General features: G+C 57.1%; 23 protein-coding genes. 10 read left to right on the top strand and 13 right to left on the bottom strand.

Going from position 1 to position 21580, the window contains the following annotated elements; all coding sequences use genetic code 11:
* Nucleotides 1-101: 101 nt before the first annotated feature.
* From rlmN to DHN60_RS08780, 3 genes are all read right to left on the bottom strand, one after another.
* Complete coding sequence (rlmN, locus tag DHN60_RS08790; RefSeq protein WP_108836917.1) at nt 102-1277, bottom strand: 23S rRNA (adenine(2503)-C(2))-methyltransferase RlmN; 1176 nt, start codon at nt 1275-1277, stop codon at nt 102-104.
* 138 nt (nt 1278-1415) lie between these two features.
* Nucleotides 1416-1982, bottom strand: a complete 567-nt coding sequence (locus DHN60_RS08785; protein WP_108836916.1) for a carboxymuconolactone decarboxylase family protein — start codon at nt 1980-1982, stop codon at nt 1416-1418.
* A 132-nt stretch (nt 1983-2114) separates the two neighbouring features.
* Entirely contained in the window at nt 2115-2645 is a 531-nt protein-coding gene (locus DHN60_RS08780) for an invasion associated locus B family protein (protein ID WP_108836915.1), read from the bottom strand.
* A gap of 177 nt (nt 2646-2822) precedes the next feature.
* Between DHN60_RS08780 and DHN60_RS08775 the strand changes: the two genes are divergently transcribed.
* Entirely contained in the window at nt 2823-3815 is a 993-nt protein-coding gene (locus DHN60_RS08775; RefSeq protein ID WP_108836914.1) for an asparaginase, read from the top strand.
* Nucleotides 3816-3835: 20 nt separating this feature from the next.
* Here the strand turns inward: DHN60_RS08775 and DHN60_RS08770 are convergent, their stop codons facing one another.
* From DHN60_RS08770 to DHN60_RS08755, 4 genes are all read right to left on the bottom strand, one after another.
* Nucleotides 3836-4150: a YciI family protein gene (locus DHN60_RS08770; RefSeq protein ID WP_108836913.1), complete on the bottom strand. Its 315-nt coding sequence runs from the start codon at nt 4148-4150 to the stop codon at nt 3836-3838.
* A 131-nt stretch (nt 4151-4281) separates the two neighbouring features.
* The gene (gene serB, locus DHN60_RS08765) at nt 4282-5160 is read right to left on the bottom strand and encodes a phosphoserine phosphatase SerB (RefSeq protein WP_108836912.1); all 879 of its coding nucleotides are present in this window, start codon (nt 5158-5160) and stop codon (nt 4282-4284) included.
* Nucleotides 5161-5360: 200 nt separating this feature from the next.
* A complete protein-coding gene (locus DHN60_RS08760) occupies nt 5361-5582 on the bottom strand; it encodes a tyrosine-type recombinase/integrase (protein WP_108836911.1) in 222 nt (73 codons plus the stop codon).
* Complete coding sequence (locus DHN60_RS08755) at nt 5554-5793, bottom strand: helix-turn-helix domain-containing protein (RefSeq protein WP_234423580.1); 240 nt, start codon at nt 5791-5793, stop codon at nt 5554-5556. Before DHN60_RS08755 ends, DHN60_RS08760 begins: the two co-directional genes overlap by 29 nt.
* A gap of 265 nt (nt 5794-6058) precedes the next feature.
* On the opposite strand from DHN60_RS08755, the gene DHN60_RS08750 reads away from it, so the two are divergent.
* From DHN60_RS08750 to DHN60_RS08740, 3 genes are all read left to right on the top strand, one after another.
* On the top strand, nt 6059-7201 hold the full coding sequence (locus tag DHN60_RS08750; RefSeq protein ID WP_108836910.1) for a phosphoserine transaminase: 1143 nt from the start codon (nt 6059-6061) through the stop codon (nt 7199-7201).
* 77 nt (nt 7202-7278) lie between these two features.
* On the top strand, nt 7279-8877 hold the full coding sequence (gene serA, locus DHN60_RS08745; RefSeq protein ID WP_108836909.1) for a phosphoglycerate dehydrogenase: 1599 nt from the start codon (nt 7279-7281) through the stop codon (nt 8875-8877).
* 208 nt (nt 8878-9085) lie between these two features.
* Nucleotides 9086-9829 (top strand): metallophosphoesterase family protein, encoded by a 744-nt coding sequence (locus tag DHN60_RS08740; protein ID WP_108836908.1) that lies wholly within the window; start codon nt 9086-9088, stop codon nt 9827-9829.
* Here DHN60_RS08740 and tdh read toward each other — a convergent pair.
* From tdh to DHN60_RS08720, 4 genes are all read right to left on the bottom strand, one after another.
* On the bottom strand, nt 9826-10863 hold the full coding sequence (tdh, locus tag DHN60_RS08735; RefSeq protein ID WP_108836907.1) for an L-threonine 3-dehydrogenase: 1038 nt from the start codon (nt 10861-10863) through the stop codon (nt 9826-9828). The genes DHN60_RS08740 and tdh overlap by 4 nt on opposite strands.
* A complete protein-coding gene (locus DHN60_RS08730) occupies nt 10860-12047 on the bottom strand; it encodes a glycine C-acetyltransferase (RefSeq protein WP_108836906.1) in 1188 nt (395 codons plus the stop codon). The genes tdh and DHN60_RS08730 overlap by 4 nt, the downstream gene beginning before the upstream one ends.
* 85 nt (nt 12048-12132) lie before the next feature.
* Entirely contained in the window at nt 12133-12540 is a 408-nt protein-coding gene (locus DHN60_RS08725) for an STAS/SEC14 domain-containing protein (RefSeq protein ID WP_108836905.1), read from the bottom strand.
* 43 nt (nt 12541-12583) lie between these two features.
* Complete coding sequence (locus DHN60_RS08720; RefSeq protein ID WP_108836904.1) at nt 12584-13144, bottom strand: helix-turn-helix domain-containing protein; 561 nt, start codon at nt 13142-13144, stop codon at nt 12584-12586.
* Between the two features lie 98 nt (nt 13145-13242).
* Between DHN60_RS08720 and DHN60_RS08715 the strand changes: the two genes are divergently transcribed.
* Complete coding sequence (locus DHN60_RS08715) at nt 13243-14424, top strand: acetyl-CoA C-acyltransferase family protein (protein WP_108836903.1); 1182 nt, start codon at nt 13243-13245, stop codon at nt 14422-14424.
* 58 nt (nt 14425-14482) lie between these two features.
* Here the strand turns inward: DHN60_RS08715 and ubiB are convergent, their stop codons facing one another.
* Entirely contained in the window at nt 14483-16015 is a 1533-nt protein-coding gene (gene ubiB / locus DHN60_RS08710) for a 2-polyprenylphenol 6-hydroxylase (protein ID WP_108836902.1), read from the bottom strand.
* Nucleotides 16016-16018: 3 nt separating this feature from the next.
* The gene (gene ubiE / locus DHN60_RS08705) at nt 16019-16771 is read right to left on the bottom strand and encodes a bifunctional demethylmenaquinone methyltransferase/2-methoxy-6-polyprenyl-1,4-benzoquinol methylase UbiE (RefSeq protein WP_108836901.1); all 753 of its coding nucleotides are present in this window, start codon (nt 16769-16771) and stop codon (nt 16019-16021) included.
* Between the two features lie 147 nt (nt 16772-16918).
* Between ubiE and DHN60_RS08700 the strand changes: the two genes are divergently transcribed.
* The 5 genes from DHN60_RS08700 to dnaA all read left to right on the top strand — a co-directional run bounded on the left by DHN60_RS08700 (nt 16919) and on the right by dnaA (nt 21525).
* Nucleotides 16919-17491: a hypothetical protein gene (locus tag DHN60_RS08700; RefSeq protein WP_159089157.1), complete on the top strand. Its 573-nt coding sequence runs from the start codon at nt 16919-16921 to the stop codon at nt 17489-17491.
* 58 nt (nt 17492-17549) lie between these two features.
* Entirely contained in the window at nt 17550-18401 is an 852-nt protein-coding gene (mutM, locus tag DHN60_RS08695) for a bifunctional DNA-formamidopyrimidine glycosylase/DNA-(apurinic or apyrimidinic site) lyase (protein WP_108836899.1), read from the top strand.
* Between the two features lie 63 nt (nt 18402-18464).
* Nucleotides 18465-19241: an enoyl-CoA hydratase gene (locus DHN60_RS08690; protein ID WP_108836898.1), complete on the top strand. Its 777-nt coding sequence runs from the start codon at nt 18465-18467 to the stop codon at nt 19239-19241.
* 154 nt (nt 19242-19395) lie between these two features.
* Nucleotides 19396-19659, top strand: a complete 264-nt coding sequence (gene rpsT / locus DHN60_RS08685; protein ID WP_108836897.1) for a 30S ribosomal protein S20 — start codon at nt 19396-19398, stop codon at nt 19657-19659.
* Between the two features lie 504 nt (nt 19660-20163).
* On the top strand, nt 20164-21525 hold the full coding sequence (gene dnaA / locus DHN60_RS08680) for a chromosomal replication initiator protein DnaA (RefSeq protein WP_108836965.1): 1362 nt from the start codon (nt 20164-20166) through the stop codon (nt 21523-21525).
* The last annotated feature ends 55 nt before the right edge of the window (nt 21526-21580 follow it).

Genomic DNA, 21580 nt, shown 5'->3' with positions numbered 1-21580 from the left:
ATTCTTAAATTCTATGTGATGATCATCGCGACGTAGAATGGCGACAATCGTTCACGATCTGGAAATTGTTAGGACCAATTGTGGCCGCTATCTGAACGGATTCAACCCAGGCCTGCATCTGCCGCAATTTGCGCACGGCTTTTGCGCGCGCGTTCAGTCGCAGACTTCAACTGACCACAAGCTGCCATGATGTCTTCGCCCCGAGGTTTGCGGATCGGGCTGGCATAACCGGCCTTGTAGATGATGTCGGCAAAGGCGCGGATGCGGTTGTTCGAACTGCGGGTATAAGGCGCGCCCGGCCATTCATTGAACGGGATCAGGTTGATCTTGGCCGGGATGCCCTCAATCAGCTTGATCAGACGGTGGGCGTCTTCGTCGCTGTCATTCACCCCATGCAGCATCACATATTCGAACGTGATGCGTTCCGAGTTGCGGCCACGCGGATAGGCCCGCAAGGCCTCAAGCAATGTCTCGATGTTCCAACGCTTGTTGATGGGCACCAGTTTGTCGCGCACTTCGTCCGTGGTCGCGTGGAAGGACACGGCCAACTGACAGCCGATTTCATTTGCGGTGCGTTCGATCTCGGGCACGACTCCGCTGGTCGACAAAGTGATGCGGCGACGGCTGAGCTGAATGCCTTCTTCGTCCATCGCGATCTTCATCGCATCGCGTACGTTTTCAAAGTTATAGAGCGGCTCACCCATGCCCATCAGCACGATGTTGGACAAAAGGCGGGTCTCATCTTTGGGCGCGCCCGGAACGGGCCACTCCTCCAGATCGTCGCGCGCCATCATGACCTGCCCGATAATCTCTCCGGCCGTCAGGTTGCGCACCAGTTTTTGGGTACCAGTGTGGCAGAATGAACAGGTCAGCGTGCAGCCCACCTGAGAAGAAATACACAAGGTCCCGCGCCCTTCTTCAGGGATATAGACGACCTCGACCTCGTGACCGCCCGCAATGCGAACCAACCACTTGCGCGTGCCATCCTCGCTGACCTGTTTGGAAACAACTTCAGGAATCTCGATCACAAACTTTTCGGCCAGTTCGGCGCGATAGGCTTTGGACAAGTTCGTCATCACATCAAAATCGCGAACACCCCACTGGTAAATCCACTGCCAGATCTGGCCCACTCGCATCTTGGCCTGCTTTTCTGGGGTTCCGTGGGCGATCAACGCCTCACGCATGGCCGCACGGGTCAAACCAACAAGGTTCACAGGTCCCTCCGGCAACTTCCGGGGGATCGTCAATACGTCTTGCGTAATCGGCGCGTCAGCCATGGCAAAGGTCCAAACAGATAAGGTGATGTGCCCCTATATAGGAAAAGCGCGGGCGATCAAAAGGATTCGCCCGCGCCTTCTGTTGGCGAGAAGTACTGCGCAGGAGCCGTAGGGCGGCGGCAGTGCCCCTTTGACCTCTTATTCAGCCGCGACGGCTTTGGGCTCCCATGCAAACGGGACAAAGGCCGCGTCTGTGGGCGCGTCAAACAAAGCGTTGGTAAAGTTGGATAGCACCTTCTGACCATAGATCAGAACCGTGTCGAGGATCGCCCGCTCGCCGTAACCAGCCGCCTCAAAGGCAGCAATTGCATCCGCTCCGGGGCGGCCATGGGTGTCGCGAAGGGCCAAAGTGAACGTGCGCAACGCTTCTAGCTTTTCAGGCAGCGGCGTCTCATCACGCAATGCATTCACGATGCTTTCATCAATCTTTTCCATCTTCGCGATACCAGTGTGGGCAGGCACACAGTAGTGACAACGGTTGACCACGTTGACAGTCATCCAAACGACGGTGCGCTCTTCTGGGGTAAAGGCGGTGCCGTGGATCGCGAGGCGGTGCAGATGCTGATAGCCTTCCAGCAAACCAGGGCTTGTCGCCATCACGCCATGCAGGCTGGGCAGGCGTCCAAAGGCTTTGATCGAGTTTTCCAGAAGTGGCTTTGACGCTTCAGGGGCAGTGTCGAGTGTATGAACTGTGGTGGTAACCATGTCAGATTCCTTTTGGGGTTGTATGGCAGACCACCTAATATGGGACTGATCAGTTCCCAACTCTCCAAAAGAGGAAAGGGGTCGTGCAAATCCGCACAACCCCTCACCTGTTTTTGATTTGCCAGATAAGACTTAGCCGCCGCAGCGGCCTTCGGCATCCTCAACGGCTGCGGTAAAGCCAAGCAAGGAAAACGTGTCCTTCGTCGTTGTTCCCCGGCTCGAAACACCCGTCACAACGGCGTCTGAGCCACGCTTCATAGCAGTCACAATCTTGCTGTCATCTGCCGGAGTTGCCGGCCAGGCCCATTCGCCGTCGGTGAACAATTCGAACTCGTTGCCCGAAATGTTGATGTTGACCGTGGATCCTGACCGAAACGGATAGCCGCCGGTAAAGGCAACCTGCCCCTTGGCCTCAGCACTGGGGCGGTAAAACACCATCAGCAAAATCTGCCCACGCGTCGCGGCGACAACCCGGCCTTCACGTGTGTTCACCGTCTCTTTCGGAGTGGCCACGCCCCAGCATTCTGTTGGGTCGTCTTCGACAAAGACGCTCCAATCCGTTTTGGCGGCCACACGGTTCGTGCTTTGCTCTTGGGCCATTGCACCACTGGCCAAAAGCGACAGCGCGCCCAGTCCAACTGCGATCTTAAACTTTAATCCCATTGTTACAGCCTCCAAGCTGTCCAAACCTCAATCACTGCACCGCTCCTCATGGCGCGCCATTTTCGGCGCATTCTCTTGCAAGGGCGGCAATTCTTCTCGACAAGTGGCACATTAGCGCGAAACGCGCGACGCGGGAATGGGCAATTGGCAGGTTTTCGCGCAGATGTGAGGGAAATTATGACGCATCCAGCCCATGGCGCTGTCACACTGGCCGAAGTGTGGCGAGGACCCTTTCTTGAAAGCGCCCATCAGGGCCACGCCGTCGTCTGTGACGAGACAGGTCAGATCGTACATGCTTGGGGTGTGCCCGAGGCGATCGTGCTGCCGCGCTCATCTTCCAAAATGCTACAGGCGCTGCCTCTGATCGAAAGCGGCGCGGCAAAGGCTTTTGACCTGAACACGGAACATCTGGCACTGGCCTGCGCCTCCCATAAGGGTGCGCCAATCCACGTCGAAAAAGTTGGCGCCTGGCTGGATCATATCGGGCGCAACGATGATGATTTCTGTTGCGGACCTCAAACTTCACGCGACCCCGATCTGCGGGTTGCGATGATCCGGGCCCATGAACAACCCTGCCGCATTCACAACAACTGCTCAGGCAAACATGCGGGGTTTCTCACCTTGGCCAAGCATGTGGGGGCAGGCCCAAACTACGTCGCACTGGATCATCCAGTGCAAACCGCCTGCCTCGAAGCGTTCGAGCGAATGACGCAGGAGTCGTCCGCCGGCCACGGTATCGACGGCTGCTCTGCCCCGAACTTTGCCTGCACGATGCACGGCATGGCCCGTGCGATGGCAACATATGCTGCCGCCAGCGACGACAGCCCCCAAGGCCAATTGCGCAACGCCATGGCGCTGCATCCGGATTTGGTGGCAGGAGAAGGGCGCGCTTGTACCCGCCTGATGCGCGCGGCGGGCGGAAAGGTTGCGATAAAAACTGGGGCCGAAGGGTACTTTATCGCCATCCTCCCCGAACAAAAACTGGGCGTCGCGCTCAAGATCACCGATGGTGCGACACGGGCCAGCGAATGCGCTATGGCGCAAATCCTCGTGAAACTCGGCGCGCTAGATCCCAACCACCCAGAGGCACTGGCCTACACAAACGGCGTGATCAAAAACTGGGACGGGCTTGAAACCGGATACCTGCGAGCGGCCCCGGCATTGCTGTAGTGGTGGGCGACGTGTTCGCCTTACATTTCGATCACAGGGGCCACTTCGACCGTGCCGGACCCATCGGCAATCATCGGACATCCGTTGGCCATCTCACAGGCGGCGTCGATCGTATCGGCTTGGACGACTGTATATCCGGACAGTGGGTTGGCGCCCCCATCCCCTGTCACGCCGCCCTGCGACACTGTCATGGACTGACCAACCGGTGCACCCCCGTCCACGACGGCGTCCCCCATCGCAGCATACCAGTCATTCCACGCGGCCATCATCCGCGCACCCTCTTCCGGCGTCTCGGGCATCCCGCCCCCGTGATAGGCAAAAACGAATTTCGGCATAACAAGGCTCCCTCTCCGTGTTGAATATGTGCAGTATATCACATTACCCGGCGGCCCCACAGCGCGTAGGTCCACCACTTCTCTGATTTAAAAAATCCCGGGGGAGTCCGAAGGACGGGGGCAGAGCCCCCTCAAACGCTCACAAATTCAGACCGGGCATAGCCTTGCAAGTACAACAGGGCCGTCAGATCGCCAAAGTTGATGCGCACATCACATTGGGCCGCCACGCTTGGCTTGGCGTGCAAGGCCACACCCATTCCGGCGCGCTGCAACATGCCAAGGTCGTTGGCGCCGTCACCGACGGCAAGCACATCCGACGCTTCCAGCCCAAGGCGACCCGTAATCTCATTCAGCGCATCCACCTTGGCCTGTTGCCCAAGGATTGGCGTCCCGACCTCTCCGGTCAAAACGCCACCATCCGCCAACAATGTATTTGCCCGGTTCTCATCAAAACCCAACGCGTCCGCAACAGAGGCGGTAAAGGCCGTGAATCCACCCGAAACAAGGGCGGCATAGGCCCCATGCGCCTTCATCGTGGCAAGCAAGGTTGCACCCCCCGGCATGTAACTGATGCGCGTGGCCAACACTTCTCCAATCACAGTCTCGGGCAGGTCTTTCAGCAACCCGACGCGCTCGCGAATGGCAGCCTCAAAGTCCAGCTCGCCGTTCATCGCACGCGCGGTGATGTCCTTGACCCGTGCGCCCACGCCAGCAACATCCGCCAATTCGTCAATGCACTCCTGCTGGATCATCGTGCTGTCCATATCCGCCAGCAGCATGGCCTTGCGCCGCCCTGCCAGCGGCAAGATCACCAGATCAACACCCAGACCCTGAACATCCGCCCAGACATCCCACCGATTGTCCGGAATAGACGTCAGAGAAAACGCTGCCGCCTCATCCGGTGCCAACCACTGAGCGTCACCGCCACCCCAGGCATTGCGCAAACTGTCGACCAATGCAGGGTCCAAAGACGGAGCGGCAGGATCAGTCAAAAGGGTGCAAACGAACATGAGCCGAGTTTCCGAAAGGCGACGGGCCTGTCGCAAATAAACGCCCGGGGCGGGCTATAGCCCCCAATCCCCGCTTGCACCACCCCGGCGACGCCAGTAGATGCGTCCGTGGGACACCCTTCCCCAACGAAGGGTCCGAGTCATTGTTATTTTTTCCTTTATTTACAGTTACTTGATTGCTTGACAACTTGAACTTGTGTCTATTTTGTGCCAAAAAGCACATCCGTTACGGTCGGATCGTCCATTGCGTGGGAATAGAATTTCATAACTGTTCCAACGTCTTTCCAGCCGCCGCGTACCGCAACAGTCTTCGGATCTATGCCTGCCTGCAGCATCGACGTAGCAAATCCGTGGCGGCAACAGTGGGGCGAGAGCTTTTCGATGCCCGCTCGCTCAATGACGTTGTTCCAGACCTGCCCCATGGCGCGTGACAAGCCCGCATTCCTCCAACGTCGTCATGTGCCGAAACAGCGTTGCGCGGCCCATCTCGCATTCACTCGCCAACCGTTTTGCGCTTGGATTGCACTGGCCAGATTCTTTGTTGTGGAAATCCGCCAGTTGGATCAGAACAATCTTGGCGGCAGGCTTCAGTCCTTTGACATTCGCGGCCCAGATCAACGCCATGCCGCTCATGACGTCATCTGACTTGCTAGAATTGGGCCGATTGCATGAGGCTTGCCGCCCAAATCTACGGCTCGGCGTAGCGGAACGAAACCAGATTTCCTTGTGTCAGATTTGTGCCAATAGGAAAGATGCGTTCCCGCATCGTTCTGCAAAAGGCTGCATTTACCTACAAAGCAAACACCTTTGCCTATTGCTGTTTTTACTGGGGATGCGTATGTCCGGCGGTGGGACACCCTTCCCCAACGAAGGGCGATTATCTGTAAGGATAGCAGAAATGACTATGACACAACCGGGCGCGCGCCCGGCAAATCCGCGCTTTTCTTCTGGCCCATGTGCCAAACCCCCCACACATGACCTGACCGCTTTGGCCGACGCCCCCCTTGGTCGCTCGCACCGTGCCGCCGTTGGTAAGGCCAAGCTGAAAAAGGCGATCGAAGACACCCGTGAGATTCTTGGGGTGCCGGACGATTACCGTATCGGGATCGTGCCTGCCTCCGACACCGGCGCTTACGAAATGGCGATGTGGTCACTGCTGGGCGAACGGCCCGCAGAAATGGTCGCATGGGAAAGCTTTGGTGCAGGTTGGGTCACCGACGTGGCCAAACAGCTCAAGATCGATCACACCGTTCACACCGCCGAATATGGCGAGATCGTAGATATGGCCGCGCTGAACTACGACAACGATGTTTGTTTTACGTGGAACGGTACGACATCGGGCGTGCGCATGCCAAACGGCGACGCCATCCCGGCGGATCGCGCTGGGCTGACCCTTTGCGATGCAACTTCTGCTGCATTCGCGATGGACCTGCCTTGGGACAAACTGGATGTGACGACGTTCAGCTGGCAAAAAGTGCTGGGTGGCGAGGCCGCGCATGGGATGCTGATTTTGTCACCTCGCGCCGTTGAGCGGTTGGAAAATTACACGCCGCCATGGCCCATGCCAAAAATCTTCCGCCTCACCAAAGGTCGCAAGCTGATCGAAGGCATCTTTGTCGGAGAGACGATCAATACGCCCTCCATGCTGGCGGTTGAAGATTACCTGTTCTCGCTGGAATGGGCGCGTTCGGTTGGTGGTCTGCAGGGTCTGATCACACGAGCGAGTGCCAATGCTGCTGCCATTTCCGCCTTTGTAGAGACACATGATTGGATCGCAAACCTTGCCGCTGACCCGGCAACGCAATCGACAACGTCCGTGTGCCTCAAATTCACTGACGACCGGATCAAGGACGGTGCTGCATTTGCCAAGGCTGTGGCCAAACGGCTTGCAGACGAAGACGTGGCCCTCGACATCAGCGCCTATCGTGACGCCCCTCCGGGCCTGCGCATCTGGTGTGGTGGCACCGTCGAAACCTCGGACATCGAGGCCATGCTGCCCTGGCTCGACTGGGCCTTCCAGGCTGAAATCGCAGCGCAGTAAACCTGAACCTTACCCCTTCCCGACACCTGTAAGGCGGACGTGTCGTCCGCCCACCCCGACATCAAAGGACCAACAACATGGCTCCCAAAGTACTCATCTCTGACAAACTCTCCTCTGCCGCCATCCAAATCTTTAAGGACCGCGGGATCGAGGTGGATTTCCAACCCGACCTTGGCAAAGACAAGGACAAACTGGCCGAAATCATCGGTCAATATGACGGCCTCGCCATCCGCTCAGCGACACGCGTGACGCCGACGATCCTCAAAAACGCGACCAACCTGAAAGTCATCGGACGCGCAGGTATCGGCACCGACAACATCGACAAGGAAGCCGCCTCTAAAAAAGGGGTGATCGTCATGAACACACCCTTTGGCAACATGATCACGACCGCGGAACACGCCATCGCGATGATGTTCGCCGTGGCGCGTCAAATCCCCGAAGCCTCTGCATCGACCCACGCGGGCAAATGGGAAAAGTCGAAGTTCATGGGCACCGAACTGACCGGAAAAACGCTGGGTGTGATCGGTGCAGGCAATATCGGCGGAATCGTGTGCGATCGCGCCCGTGGCCTCAAGATGAAAGTGCTGGCCTTTGATCCGTTCCTGAGCACCGACAAGGCGAACAAGATGGGCGTTGAAAAGGTCGAACTGGACGACCTGATTGCCCGCGCCGATTTTATCACCTTGCACGTGCCCAAGACCGAGCAGACCGCCAACATGATCACCGCGGAACGCATCGCGATGATGAAGCCCGGCGTGCGGATCATCAACTGCGCACGCGGTGGTCTGGTGGATGAAGCCGCGTTAGCCGAAGCCCTTAAATCCGGCCACGTCGCGGGTGCCGCCTTCGACGTGTTCGCCGAAGAACCCGCCAAGGAAAACGCGCTGTTCAACTTGCCCAACGTCGTCGTGACACCGCACTTGGGCGCAGCGACGACCGAGGCACAGGAAAACGTTGCCCTTCAGGTGGCCGATCAAATGGCGAACTATTTGCTGACGGGCGCCGTTGAAAATGCATTGAACATGCCATCCGTAACAGCCGAAGAGGCCAAAGTGATGGGTCCGTGGGTCAAACTTGCAGGCCACTTGGGCAGCTTTGTCGGCCAGATGACAGACGAGCCGATCAAGGCGATCAACATCCTTTATGACGGTGTCGTATCCGAGATGAACCTCGAGGCCCTTAATTGTGGCGTGATCGCAGGCATCATGAAACGGGCCAACCCGGACGTGAACATGGTCAGCGCGCCGGTTGTCGCCAAAGAACGCGGGATCAAGATCTCGACCACCAATCAGGACAAATCCGGCACGTTTGATGGCTACATCAAAGTGACCGTGGTGACCTCCAAACGCGAACGCTCCGTTGCGGGCACCGTGTTCTCGGATGGTAAGCCGCGCTTTATCCAGATCAAAGGCATCAACATCGACGCCGAGATCGGGCAAAACATGCTTTACACAACAAACGAGGACGTGCCCGGTATCATCGGTCTGCTTGGCAACACGATGGGCAAGAACGGCGTCAATATCGCGAACTTTACCCTTGGGCGGAACTCCGTCGGAGGCGAGGCGATTGCCTTGCTGTATGTGGACAATCCAATCCCGAACGATGTACTTCAAACACTCGAAAACACTGGCATGTTCACCCAAGTCAAACCGCTGGCCTTCGACGTCGCGGGATAACGGCAAGCGCGTGAGGCGGGGGACACCTCTGCCTCACGTTTCAACGCAGCTTGCGTTAGGCCAATATTTTCAGGTCCTTTTGCGGCGCAAGGACTGCCTAATTTCGCGGCAACGCCCACGACAACTCAATTGTGACCATGCCTTCGCCTTACATCTGCCACCGAATCCCGGTAGGCGGTGAGCAATCCAATTTTGCTGCCGGAATATTATGTCAGACCCCATTTACGCCATTGGCGATATCCACGGACAAACCGAAGAACTGCACCGCGTCCTTGATCTGATCGAAGATGATGGGGGTATCGACGCACAAGTGGTATTCTTGGGTGATTATGCGGATCGCGGGCCAGACAGTAAGGGCGTTCTGGAAACTCTAGTGGCGGGGCAACAGGCCAAGCGGAACTGGACTTTCCTCAAAGGCAATCATGACCGCATGTTTGAATGGTTTATGCAGCGCCCGCCTCTTCATGATCCCTATATGCTGGTTGATCTTTACTGGCTGCACCCGCGCCTTGGAGGAGATACAACGCTTGGCTCCTACGGTGTCGATGCGGGGCCCCAGAGGCGGGAAAAGGACGTACAGGCCGATGCGCACGCAGCGGTACCCAAAGAGCATGTGGCCTTTCTAGAAGGACTAAAACTGTCCCACACTGTGGGCGATCTTCTGTTCGTCCATGCGGGCATCCGCCCGGGCGTCCCTCTCAAGAAACAGACCGAAGAAGACATGCTGTGGATACGCAACGAGTTTCATGATTTTACCGGCGCGCATCCCAAGCTTGTCGTGCACGGCCACACGCCGGTGCGAAAGGCAACTCACTATGGCAATCGGGTCAATCTAGATACCGCAGCCGGATATGGTGAACCGCTGACAGCGGCCGTGTTCGAGGGCAAAGACGCGTGGATACTGACCGAACAGGGCCGCCAACCCATAAACAGTGTCGCTGCCGTCGCTTAGGTCCAGTCCAACACGACCTTGCCTGACGATCCTGACTTCATCGCCGCAAACCCTTTTGCAAAATCGCGCGCGGCGAAACGGTGCGTGATCACGCCCGACACATCCAGACCGTTTTGCAGCATTGCAATCATCTTGTACCACGTCTCGAAAATCTCGCGCCCGTAGACCCCCTTGATCGTAAGGGCTTTGAACACGATGCGGCTCCAATCCACCGGGCTTTTGCCCGGCGGGATGCCCAGCATCGCGATGCGCCCACCCATTGTCATCGCTTCGACCATCTGATCCAGCGCAACCTGATTGCCCGACATCTCAAGCCCGACGTCAAAGCCCTGTTTCATCTTCAAGCCCGGCATGATGCTGGCAAGATCTGTATCAGTGACGTTCACTGGGACCACATCTGCCACTCGTGCGGCCAGTGCAAGGCGATCAGGGTTCACATCGGTGATCACCACGTTGCGCGCGCCCACATGTCTGGCGACGGCAGCGGCCATAATCCCGATGGGTCCCGCACCGGTGACCACGACGTCTTCGCCCACCAAGTCAAAGCTAAGAGCGGTATGTACAGCGTTTCCAAGCGGGTCGAGGATCGCCCCAACATCGTCACTGATCTCGTCCGGCAAAGGCACCACGTTAAAGGCAGGCAGGCGCAAGTATTCTGCAAACGCGCCCTGTTCGTTCACCCCAATCCCCCGTGTTGCAGGATCAAGGTGGAATTTGCCCGCACGTGACTGGCGCGACGTCTTGCCAATCAAATGTCCTTCGCCGGAACAGCGTTGGCCAAGGACCAAATCCTGAACGTCAGAGCCGATTTCTACGATCTCTCCGGCAAATTCGTGCCCGGTGATCAACGGAGTCGGTACGGTGCCTGCCGCCCACTCATCCCAGTTCCAGATGTGAATATCAGTGCCACATATCCCGGTCTTGTTTACCCGGATCAGCACGTCATCCCTACCAATCTCAGGTACGGGAGCAGTCACTTGCCACAACCCTTCGCGCGGATGGCTTTTTTCGAGAGCGATCATTTCGTTGGTCATGACAGGACACCAACCGCTTGGCCTGCCACTTCAAAGGCAGCAAGCCCCCGATCCAAGTCGTCTTGCGTGAGCGCGGCGTTCATCTGCGTGCGAATGCGGGCCTGCCCACGCGGCACCACAGGAAAGAAAAAGCCGGACACGTAAACGCCTTCCTCAAACAACCGCGCCGCCATGTCCTGCGCCACCTGAGCCTCACCCAGCATCACGGGAATAATGGGATGTTCACCGGGCAACAGGTCAAACCCAAGGTCGGTCAGGCCAGTCCGCCAGTAGGTCGCATTATCAAACAATTGCGCGCGCAGCGCGTCGCCCTCTTCGACCAGCCGGATTGCTTCGATCCCGGCAGCAACGATGGACGGAGGCAATGAATTGGAGAACAGATAGGGTCGCGCACGCTGGCGCAGCAAGTCGATCACAGGTTGTGGCCCTGCAATGTAGCCACCGATAGAGCCACCCAACGCCTTGCCCAGCGTTCCCGTCAGAATATCGACATCGACATTGGCATGGGCTGGGGTGCCTGCTCCTTTTGGTCCCATGAACCCGGTCGCGTGGCAGTCATCCACCATGACCAGAGCGTCATAGCGCGCCGCGAGTTCGGTAATCTCAGGCAACTTCGCCAGATACCCATCCATTGAAAACACCCCGTCCGTAGCGATCATGATGTGACGCGCACCAGCGGCGCGGGCGGCTTTCAATTGTGTCTCTAAGTCGTCCATGTCGCTGTTGGCGTACCGATACCGCTGCGCCTTGCACAAACGGATGCCGTCAATGATCGACGCGTGATTCAATGCATCCGATATGATCGCATCTTCGGGACCCAGCAGAGGTTCAAACAGCCCTCCGTTCGCGTCAAAACAGGCCGCAAACAAGATGGCATCGTCCTTGCCCAGAAAACCAGCGAGCCTTTGTTCCAGTTGCCGGTGCAGGTCCTGTGTGCCGCAAATGAACCGGACAGAGGCCATGCCAAACCCATGGCTTCGCATCGCGCCACCCGCTGCTGCCACAAGGTCTGGGTGATCGGCCAGACCCAGATAGTTATTGGCGCAGAGGTTCAGAACATCGCGATCCCCAACCGAAATTGTTCCCCCTTGGGGCGAGGTGATCATGCGCTCGCGCTTGGTCATCCCGTCTGCTTCGATCTGGGCAAGCGTGTCAGTGATCTGAGAGAGAAAGGCAGAGGTCATGGTGCGGCTCCTTTACCGCATCTCTAACATATCGGATATGATTCCTAAATAGAGGAATTCTACCTTACCGCACAAAAATCCGTGATTACGGATCGGCGGCTATGGCGGGCGGCGCAGACGCCCAGGCACGCGCCTCTTCTGCATCGGCAACCGGAAACCAGCGAACGTCGAAACGGGTGATCGGATCGACAATCTTTTCGTAGTATTCAAGCCAGGCCTGATCCCCGACGATCGCCATGCGTTCAATGTGTGTCCAGATCGTTCCCAGTCGCTTCAGCTTGTCGCCGATCACGCTTAGGTTCGGTTTGGGCATAGCGTGTAATTCACAATAAATGCGCAGTTTGGTGCCATTTTCCCGAGCTGCGTCGATGCAATCCCATATGGGTTGAACCGACTCCGGTTCGAGATCGCCGCCGTAAATCGCATAAGCGAGCAAGCCAGCATCCGGGTCGTTGAAGTCAAGAAAAACCAGTCCGTTTGGGTCGTCAGCCATGGGTAAACTCCTTTGCAATCAAAGCCGCCTACATCTTCTATACTTAGGCATTCTTCACGATCAAAAAAGCCCTGGCCGCACCCACAGCACTGATCCGATGCGCGACATCCGCTGCATATCGCGCCGTATCACCTGCTGAAATTCGTTCAGAAGACTCTCCTGACATGACATCAACCACACCTTCGATCACCGTCAAATGTTCGCGGGCCCCACGTCTGTGGGCCTGACTGTCCAGCACACCGCCATCCGCAAAGCGTAGCTCGTAGACTTCGTGCATGCCTGCGTCTTCCGGGGCGCTGAGAATGCGAATGGCGCACCCGGTGCCGCGGGCTTCGATCTGCGGCACGTCAGCCGCGCGCAACACTTCGATAAACGCGCTGCCCTGCTCTTCGAGCAATCCGGCAAAATCCACCTGCAATGCCTTTGTCAGGTTCCAGAGTGTCGCGATGGTAGGCGAAGACTCGCCTCGTTCAATCTGACTGACCATAGACCGGCTGACGCCAGACAATTTAGCGACCGCGTCCAAAGACAGACCTTGAACACGCCGCGCCTCTTTCAGGCGGGCAGGCAACAGGGATAAGATAGCGTCGGTTTCATCCGTCATAACAGAGAGATGCCCGTGCCGTTGCGTCGGTGTCAAGGTGTGGGGGTTCCTTTGCCCTGTGCGCATCGTCATCATGGCCCCAACTCAGGAGGATCACCATGACCCAAGACATCGTCATTCTGGACGGCGCACGCACGGCCATCGGCACATTCGGTGGCGCCCTTGCCGGGACCACGCCAATTGACCTTGGCACCGTGGCCGCGAAAGCTGCGCTTGAACGCTCAGGCGTAGACGGCGGCCAGATCGGTCATGTTGCCTTTGGCCATGTCATCAACACCGAACCGCGCGACATGTATCTCAGCCGCGTCGCTGCAATGCAGGCCGGGGTGCCCGACAGCGTACCCGCGATGAATGTGAACCGTCTATGTGGGTCAGGCGTGCAGGCAATTGTGTCTGTCATTCAGTCACTGATACTGGGCGATGCGGAATTTGGCCTTGCCGGTGGGGCCGAAAATATGTCCCGCTCGCCGTTTATCATTCCGGACCAGCGCTGGGGCGCCAAGATGGGGGATGTGCGCACGCTTGATATGATGCTGGGCGCGCTCAACTGTCCCTTTGGAACGGGGCATATGGGGGTCACGGCGGAAAACGTGGCCGCAGAACACCAGATAACCCGCGCAGATCAGGACGCCTTTGCTATGCAAAGCCAGGAACGCGCAGCAGCGGCCATTGCTGACGGGCGTTTCGATAGCCAGATCACGCCTGTGCAGGTGCGCGTGAAACGCGACACAGTTGCCTTTGAAGTCGATGAACATCCAAAGGCCACGAGCCTTGAGGCGCTGGGCGGATTGCGACCCGTCTTTCAGAAAGATGGTTCCGTCACCGCAGGCAATGCTTCAGGCATAAATGATGGTGCAGGCGCTGTTGTGCTTGCCACGGCTGAGGCGGCGCAAAAGGCCGGACTCAAGCCCCGCGCCCGGGTGCTTGGCTATGCCCATGCCGGGGTACGACCCGAGGTGATGGGGATTGGCCCTATCCCAGCGGTGCGCAACCTGCTTGAGCGTACGGGCCTGTCGGCAGAAGACTTCGACGTTGTGGAGTCAAACGAAGCCTTTGCAGCGCAAGCTCTCGCTGTGTCCAAAGACCTTGGCCTCGATCCCGCCCGCGTGAACCCGAATGGTGGCGCCATAGCGCTGGGCCATCCGGTCGGGGCAACAGGCGCAATCATCACGATCAAAGCGCTTTATGAGTTGGAGCGCATCGGCGGTTCGAAGGCTCTGATCACTATGTGTATCGGCGGCGGTCAGGGCATCGCACTTGCTATTGAGCGCATGAGCTGAGGATCGAACGCCCTAAGGTTCGACCTCAGACCCCACAGATTTTCTGACAATATGAAGTCTAGGCCAGCGCTTCGATCAACAGTGCCACACCACCGCCTGCCAACAAGCCAACCAAGCCTGCAAGCGCAATCCATCGCCAGAAGCCACGCCGTTTTTCCGGTTGGGGGTTGGATTGTGCGATCAGCGCAGCCTCGACCAATCCGGGCAGGCGTGGGCCAAAGCGGGTCAGGACACGCGCGGTTTTATAAAGGTCGGTGACAATCGCCTTGGGCCCAATCGATTTCTGGATGTAGTCGGTCACAATCGGGGATGCGACTTGCCAGATGTTGATGTTAGGGTTGAGCGAACGTGCGACCCCTTCGACCACAACCATGGTGCGTTGCAGAAGGATCAGTTCAGTTCGTGTCTCCATACCGAACCGTTCAGTGACTTCGAACAAGTAGCTCAGCAAACGGCCCATGGAGATTTTGGAGGCGTCCATGCCAAAGATTGGCTCGCCGACAGCACGAAGTGCGCGGGCGAATTCGTCGACATCCTTGTCAGCAGGCACGTACCCAGCCTCAAAGTGCACCTCGGCGACGCGTTTGTAGTCTTTGCGTATAAACCCAAACAGGATTTCAGCATAGACCCGGCGCGTGTATTCATCGATGTGCCCCATGATCCCGAAATCATAGGCAATGATGTCACCGTTGGGTGCGACCTTGAGGTTGCCCTGATGCATATCAGCGTGGAAATACCCGTCGCGCAGGGCGTGCAGCAAGAACAGCTTCAGCACTCGTTCAGACAGATCGACACGGTCGTGGCCGGCGGCATCAATGGCTTCGTTTTCGCCCATTGGCACGCCGTCTGCCCATTCCAAGGTCATGACGCGGCGGGCCGAATATTCCCATCTGATTTTGGGCAGAGCGAATCCAGTATCATCCTTGGTGTTGGCGGCAAATTCCCCGGCAGCCGAGGATTCCAGACGCAAATCCAGTTCGCCCTGCACCACACCGTCAAAATGCTCGATCACCTCAATCGGGCGCAGTCTGCGCCCGCCCGGGGCAAAGATTTCTACGATTCGCGCCGCGAAGTAGAACGCGTCTACATCCTTTTTGAACGCTTTTTCGATGCCGGGCCGCAGCACTTTGACCGCGACGCTGTCCCCGCCATCGGCCAGTTCAGCCTTGTGCACCTGCGCGATGGAAGCGGCGGCAACCGGTTCGCTGAAAACGGAAAAGATCGTGTCAATCGGTTGACCCAACTCCTTTTCCACTTCGGCCTTGGCCTGCCCCACAGGAAAGGGCGGCAGCTTGTCTTGCAAGACGCGCAATTGCACGGCGAGTTCATCCCCAACCACGTCCGGCCGCGTCGACAATACCTGACCGAATTTGATGTAGGCTGGTCCAAGCGCGGTAAGCGCGCGGGTCGCGGGCGGCATGCTTGGGTCACCCTGATAACCCAGCCACTGAAACGGCTTGCCCAGCGCCTTGGCGACAAACCGCAGCGCTGGCGGCGCCTCAAACGCGTCCAACACGACATTCATCGCACCCGTACGTTCCAACGTCGCGCCAGTGCGGATCAGCCGTATGATGTTGTGAGGGCCGCGCATCGTTTAGATTTTCCACCCCGAATGAAGGCAGGCCACGCCCATGGTCATGTTGCGGTACTTGGCCTGTTCGAATCCGGCTGCGCGGACCATTCCCAGAAACGTTTCTTGATCGGGGAAATTCCGGATGGACTCCACAAGGTACTGATAGCTGTCGCGGTCGTTCGCAATCATCTGTCCCATGCGTGGAATGACATTGAAGCTGTAAAGATCATATAGTTTTTGCATGCCCTCGTTGGGCAGTTGGCTGAACTCAAGCACCATGAGGCGGCCACCCGGTTTCAGCACGCGATAGGCCTCAGTCAACGCTTCCTGAGGACGAGTGACGTTCCGGATGCCAAAGCTGATTGTGTAAACATCAAAGCTGTTGTCTTCGAACGGCAGTGCCATCGCATCACCCACAACCCAGTCGAGGCTGTCGGCCATCTGGTCCGCTTCGGCGCGCTTGCGTCCTTCCACCAGCATCGGTTCGGTCAGGTCCAGAACCGTTGCATGTCCGTGGCCCGCACGTTTGAGGAACTTGAACGAGATATCCCCGGTCCCGCCAGCCACATCCAGCAGCTTTTGCCCAGCGCGCGGCGCCAGCCAATCCATCATCGCCTCTTTCCAGATGCGGTGGATGCCGACGCTCATCACATCGTTCATGATGTCATATTTGGAGGCAACAGAGTTGAAGACGCCCTGCACGCGGCCTGCCTTTTCACCCTCGGGCACTTCAGAGAAACCAAAATGGGTTTTCTTTTCAGAGGCTTCAGTCATGCGAATGATCCGGGTCCGTCTCAGTTGTGTCGCATTTGTGCTTAAAGACTCGGGGGACAAGAGACAAACAGACAAATCAGCGCAAAGGTCGCAGGCATGAATCTCGTTACGTTGTTGGTACTCGCCACATCTTTGGGAGTGTTCCTGTTGAGCAGGCGCCTGGCAAGAAAACTGACCGGACCGCACGACATTCGCGAAGACCGAACGATGCTGATGCGGCTTTTGAACGCGCTCGTTGGTTTCTGGTCGCCCATTGGCAATCCCGAAGAGGCGATTGGCAACGTCTTTTCAGTTGGGCGCAAAACACCTCAGCAGGTGGACGACACTCTGGTTTTTCGTGCGACTGTTGGGTGGCGATACGGATATCTGGCGCTGATTCCGTTTGTCATCGGCTTCATAGTCTATCTGGAAACAGGAACGCATCTGGCCGGACAGACCCCGGCAATTTACTACCTGATCATGGTGGGGTTTTTGATCTGGGCCGGCGCGTATATGTGGATTTTCCGGCTTGAGATCGATGTTGACGACATGTCCTGCACATCCGCGCTGCTCACCCAACGACAGTTTGACCTTTGGGATCTAACGGCTGCCAAAACGACCCGAGACGGGTACACATTGTACTTCACAAAGAACCGCAAGATTTCTGTACCTCGATTCATCGAAGGACATGACGCGTTCAAAGCGCTGATCATCGCACGACTGGATACCAACGGGCAGTGATTGCACCCCCAGTTCGGGCGCACTATCTGTGGGCGCCTGACAATGGATTAAATCTAGCATGCCCGAACTGCCCGAAGTCGAAACGGTCCGCCGTGGCCTCGCACCCGCCATGACCGGAGCTGTCATCGCCCAAGCTGACGTGAACCGGCCCGATCTGCGCTGGCCGTTCCCCGATGGTATGGCAGAGCGGCTGACAGGGCAGACTGTTCTGGGCCTGCGGCGGCGCTCGAAATACATCCTTGCGGACCTCAGCGGGGGTGAAACGCTGCTGATCCATTTGGGCATGTCTGGGCGGATGCTGGTATCGGGCGACCCATTGGGTCAATTCGCACACGAACACCCACAGGCCGAAAAACACGACCATGTGGTTTTGCACATGGACAATGGCGCACGCATCACCTTCAACGACCCGCGCCGGTTCGGGGCGATGGACCTCATGGATACGGCGACTGCAGATCAACACAAACTGCTGAGCATTCTTGGGCCAGAACCACTGGGTAACGCATTCAACGAGGCCCACCTGATCGACGCCTTCGATGGCAAGAACTCACCCATCAAATCCGCGCTCCTCGATCAGAGAATCGTCGCGGGATTAGGCAATATCTATGTCTGCGAGGCTTTGTTCCGTGGCGGCATCTCTCCGACGCGCAAGGCGGGCCGGATCGCGAAACCGCGTGTCGCCGCCCTTGTTCCGATCATCCGGGACGTGCTGAGCGAGGCGATTGAGGCAGGCGGTTCTTCCCTGCGTGATTTCCGCCAAGCCGATGGAGAGCTTGGATATTTTCAGCATCGTTTCGATGTGTATGGACGCGAAAACGAGCCCTGCCGCACCCAGGATTGCAACAGTGCGATCCAGCGGATCGTGCAGTCAGGTCGGTCCTCTTTCTACTGCAAGTCTTGCCAAACTTAGCTTGAAACACGAGCCACCCATGGTATTGCTCCCCTCTCAACGGCAACAACTGGATAGATCCTTATGGCCTACGAGACGATCATCGTCGAAGTCGAAGACCACATCGCGAAAGTCACCCTGAACAGGCCTGACGCGCTGAATGCCATCAACGATCAATTGATGACAGAACTGGCAGATGCGATGGCCGCGGCCCAGACCGACAGTAAAGTACGGTGCATCGTTCTAACGGGTTCAGAAAAAGCGTTCGCTGCTGGCGCCGACATCGCGATGATGAAGGACAAGACCTACGTCGAAGTCTTTACCGAAGATCTGTTTGGCCCCGAGATTGACGCCATCAACCGCGTACGCAAACCGATCATCGCTGCGGTGTCAGGCTATGCGCTGGGCGGCGGGTGCGAATTGGCAATGATGTGCGATTTCATCATCGCGTCTGAAACTGCCAAGTTCGGTCAGCCCGAAGTAAACCTTGGTGTTATGGCGGGGATTGGCGGAACGCAGAGGCTGACCAAGGCCGTGGGCAAAGCCAAGGCGATGGATATGAACCTGACAGGCCGCTTTATGGATGCGGCCGAAGCCGAAAGATCCGGTTTGGTCAGCCGTGTGGTTCCACCCAAAAAGCTCATGGAAGAAGCAATGGGCGCAGCCCACAAGATCGCGGAAAAGTCGATGATCTCGACCATGGCAATCAAAGAGGCTGTGAACAAATCCTTCGAAGTGCCGTTGCGCGAAGGTCTGGTGTTCGAACGGCGTGTGTTCCACTCGCTCTTTGCGACAGAAGACCAAAAAGAAGGCATGGAAGCCTTCCTTGAAAAACGCACCGCACAGTTCCGCGACAAGTAATACCGCCAAAGCGACCCTGTTGCTTTTTTGTGAAAAATGCCGCGGGTGAATGTTGACGGAGGCAGAGCGTCCTCTGCCCTGCTTGACAGGCATCCGAGTCGCGCCTAAAGACGCCTCTTCTGAAACTACCGCACCTATATAGGGACGAGATAAAATGGCAAATTCGCCTCAGGCCAAAAAGCGGGCCCGTCAAAACGAAAAACGCTTTGCAGTAAACAAGGCGCGCCGGTCGCGCATCCGCACCTACCTGCGCAATGTCGAAGAGGCGATCGCCTCGGGTGACAAAGATGCAGCCGGTGCTGCGCTCAAGGCTGCCCAGCCTGAATTGATGCGCGGTGTGACAAAGGGTGTTTATCACAAAAACACTGTGTCCCGCAAAATGTCTCGGCTGTCGGCTCGGGTCAAAGCACTGGGCTAACGCAACCCACACATGCAAACACGGGGCGTCGCGATTTGCGGCGCCTTTTTCGTTTTCCCTATGAAAACAAGGCACGGACAGATTCTTTTTCGATAAAGCCCGAGTCAAGTATCAAGTTAAGTAGACGGGCCGCGAGCGAACTTGATACCACCGAAGATGCGATCAGGAATCGCCTTGGGGGAACAGGCCGGAAACGGGTGTACACTGCAGTGCACTTGTGACTGGATCGGGGATAGACTTTTGTGAGGATACCTCGTGTTTTGGTGCACACTGTGGTGCTGCTGCTGAACCTGTCGAAAATGGATTGGTGTGCAGGAGGCACGTGAAAGACACTCGAAAAATCGAGGTCTGTTGCGGGCAAAGACTGTAAATTCCAACCGGACCGATGTGCTGTAGCAATACAGCGCAATCAAATCGGTTTGCCTCGAGTGACAACATGGGATGGGCATTCCCGGCGAGCCGATGATCGCCGGACAGAGGTGGCGGAAAGGTTATAGTGCGCATATGACACAACAAGAATGGGGACAGCTGAGAAAACGGCTGCTTAAGACTGTAGGTCAAAACAATTATACTACGTGGATCGAACCGCTTGAATTTCGGGGATTGAGCGACGGGATCGTCACCTTTGATGTGCCGACCAATTTCATGGGTAACTATGTCAGCCAGAACTTTTCAGATCTAATTTTGCACGAATTGAAATCCGAATATGACACTGTGCGCCGCCTCAGCTTTTCTGTGGCCGCCAACTCCCAATCCCGCCCAACTGCACTGGACAAACCTATGCCTGCGCCCACAGCCCCTGCCGCCCAATCCTCTTCATCCGGATTGGCCGCCGCGGCGCTGGACAAGCGATTTACCTTTGACAGCTTTGTTGTCGGCAAACCCAATGAACTCGCTCACGCCGCTGCCCGCCGTGTAGCTGAAGGTGGGCCCGTCACGTTCAATCCCCTGTTTCTATACGGAGGCGTAGGTCTGGGTAAAACCCACTTGATGCACGCCATCGCATGGGAGCTGCGCGCCCGCAAACCCGGCATGAACGTCCTTTATCTGTCTGCCGAACAATTTATGTACCGCTTTGTGCAGGCCTTGCGTGATCGCAAGATGATGGACTTCAAGGAAATGTTCCGCTCTGTCGATGTGCTGATGGTGGACGACGTACAGTTCATCGCCGGCAAGGACAGCACCCAGGAAGAATTCTTTCATACCTTCAATGCGCTCGTGGACCAGAACAAACAGATTATCATTTCCGCAGATCGCGCCCCGGGCGAGATCAAGGACCTCGAAGAGCGCGTGAAGTCGCGCCTGCAATGTGGCCTGATCGTTGATCTGCACCCGACTGATTACGAACTGCGTCTAGGCATCCTTCAGTCCAAGGTAGAGCAGCAACAGCTGGTCTATCCTGATCTCAAGATCGAAGACGGCGTACTCGAATTCCTTGCCTTGCGCATTTCCAACAACGTCCGCGTACTCGAAGGCGCTTTGACGCGCCTCTTTGCGTTTGCCAGCCTTGTGGGTCGCAAGATCGATCTTGATCTCACTCAGGATTGCCTGGCCGACGTGCTGCGCGCTTCCGAGCGCAAGATCACTGTGGAAGAAATCCAGCGCAAGGTGTCCGAACACTACAACATTCGCCTCAGCGACATGATCGGCCCCAAACGGCTGCGTAGCTATGCCCGCCCACGTCAGGTGGCGATGTATTTGTGCAAACATCTGACATCGCGCAGCCTGCCCGAGATTGGCCGCCGTTTTGGCGGACGCGATCACACAACGGTCATGCACGGGGTCAAACGGATTGATGAGCTGCGCCAGCAGGATGGTCAGATCGCCGAGGATCTGGAACTGCTGCGCCGCGCGCTTGAAGCGTAAAACAAAGCAATATCTCTGAAAAAATGCGGCGCCCTAGGGCGCCGTTTGTTTGTTT

This window comes from Tateyamaria sp. Alg231-49 (genome assembly GCF_900143535.1).
GTDB lineage: Bacteria > Pseudomonadota > Alphaproteobacteria > Rhodobacterales > Rhodobacteraceae > Tateyamaria.
Note: the sequence above shows the minus strand (reverse complement) of the source record. Positions and strands in the feature narration are given on the sequence as shown.

What these genes read in the sequence shown, in the direction of transcription:
- ubiB (WP_108836902.1), bottom strand. Translation starts at nt 16,015, where the DNA reads ATGCGCGGCCCTCACAACATCATACGGCTGATCCGCACTGGCGCGACG.
- DHN60_RS08775 (WP_108836914.1), top strand. Translation starts at nt 2,823, where the DNA reads ATGACGCATCCAGCCCATGGCGCTGTCACACTGGCCGAAGTGTGGCGA.
- DHN60_RS08690 (WP_108836898.1), top strand. Translation starts at nt 18,465, where the DNA reads ATGGCCTACGAGACGATCATCGTCGAAGTCGAAGACCACATCGCGAAA.
- DHN60_RS08740 (WP_108836908.1), top strand. Translation starts at nt 9,086, where the DNA reads ATGTCAGACCCCATTTACGCCATTGGCGATATCCACGGACAAACCGAA.
- DHN60_RS08750 (WP_108836910.1), top strand. Translation starts at nt 6,059, where the DNA reads ATGACTATGACACAACCGGGCGCGCGCCCGGCAAATCCGCGCTTTTCT.
- tdh (WP_108836907.1), bottom strand. Translation starts at nt 10,863, where the DNA reads ATGACCAACGAAATGATCGCTCTCGAAAAAAGCCATCCGCGCGAAGGG.
- mutM (WP_108836899.1), top strand. Translation starts at nt 17,550, where the DNA reads ATGCCCGAACTGCCCGAAGTCGAAACGGTCCGCCGTGGCCTCGCACCC.
- serA (WP_108836909.1), top strand. Translation starts at nt 7,279, where the DNA reads ATGGCTCCCAAAGTACTCATCTCTGACAAACTCTCCTCTGCCGCCATC.
- ubiE (WP_108836901.1), bottom strand. Translation starts at nt 16,771, where the DNA reads ATGACTGAAGCCTCTGAAAAGAAAACCCATTTTGGTTTCTCTGAAGTG.
- rlmN (WP_108836917.1), bottom strand. Translation starts at nt 1,277, where the DNA reads ATGGCTGACGCGCCGATTACGCAAGACGTATTGACGATCCCCCGGAAG.
- DHN60_RS08770 (WP_108836913.1), bottom strand. Translation starts at nt 4,150, where the DNA reads ATGCCGAAATTCGTTTTTGCCTATCACGGGGGCGGGATGCCCGAGACG.
- DHN60_RS08730 (WP_108836906.1), bottom strand. Translation starts at nt 12,047, where the DNA reads ATGACCTCTGCCTTTCTCTCTCAGATCACTGACACGCTTGCCCAGATC.
- DHN60_RS08785 (WP_108836916.1), bottom strand. Translation starts at nt 1,982, where the DNA reads ATGGTTACCACCACAGTTCATACACTCGACACTGCCCCTGAAGCGTCA.
- DHN60_RS08715 (WP_108836903.1), top strand. Translation starts at nt 13,243, where the DNA reads ATGACCCAAGACATCGTCATTCTGGACGGCGCACGCACGGCCATCGGC.
- dnaA (WP_108836965.1), top strand. Translation starts at nt 20,164, where the DNA reads ATGACACAACAAGAATGGGGACAGCTGAGAAAACGGCTGCTTAAGACT.
- DHN60_RS08760 (WP_108836911.1), bottom strand. Translation starts at nt 5,582, where the DNA reads ATGGGGCAGGTCTGGAACAACGTCATTGAGCGAGCGGGCATCGAAAAG.
- rpsT (WP_108836897.1), top strand. Translation starts at nt 19,396, where the DNA reads ATGGCAAATTCGCCTCAGGCCAAAAAGCGGGCCCGTCAAAACGAAAAA.
- DHN60_RS08780 (WP_108836915.1), bottom strand. Translation starts at nt 2,645, where the DNA reads ATGGGATTAAAGTTTAAGATCGCAGTTGGACTGGGCGCGCTGTCGCTT.
- DHN60_RS08755 (WP_234423580.1), bottom strand. Translation starts at nt 5,793, where the DNA reads ATGAGCGGCATGGCGTTGATCTGGGCCGCGAATGTCAAAGGACTGAAG.
- DHN60_RS08725 (WP_108836905.1), bottom strand. Translation starts at nt 12,540, where the DNA reads ATGGCTGACGACCCAAACGGACTGGTTTTTCTTGACTTCAACGACCCG.
- serB (WP_108836912.1), bottom strand. Translation starts at nt 5,160, where the DNA reads ATGTTCGTTTGCACCCTTTTGACTGATCCTGCCGCTCCGTCTTTGGAC.
- DHN60_RS08720 (WP_108836904.1), bottom strand. Translation starts at nt 13,144, where the DNA reads ATGACGGATGAAACCGACGCTATCTTATCCCTGTTGCCTGCCCGCCTG.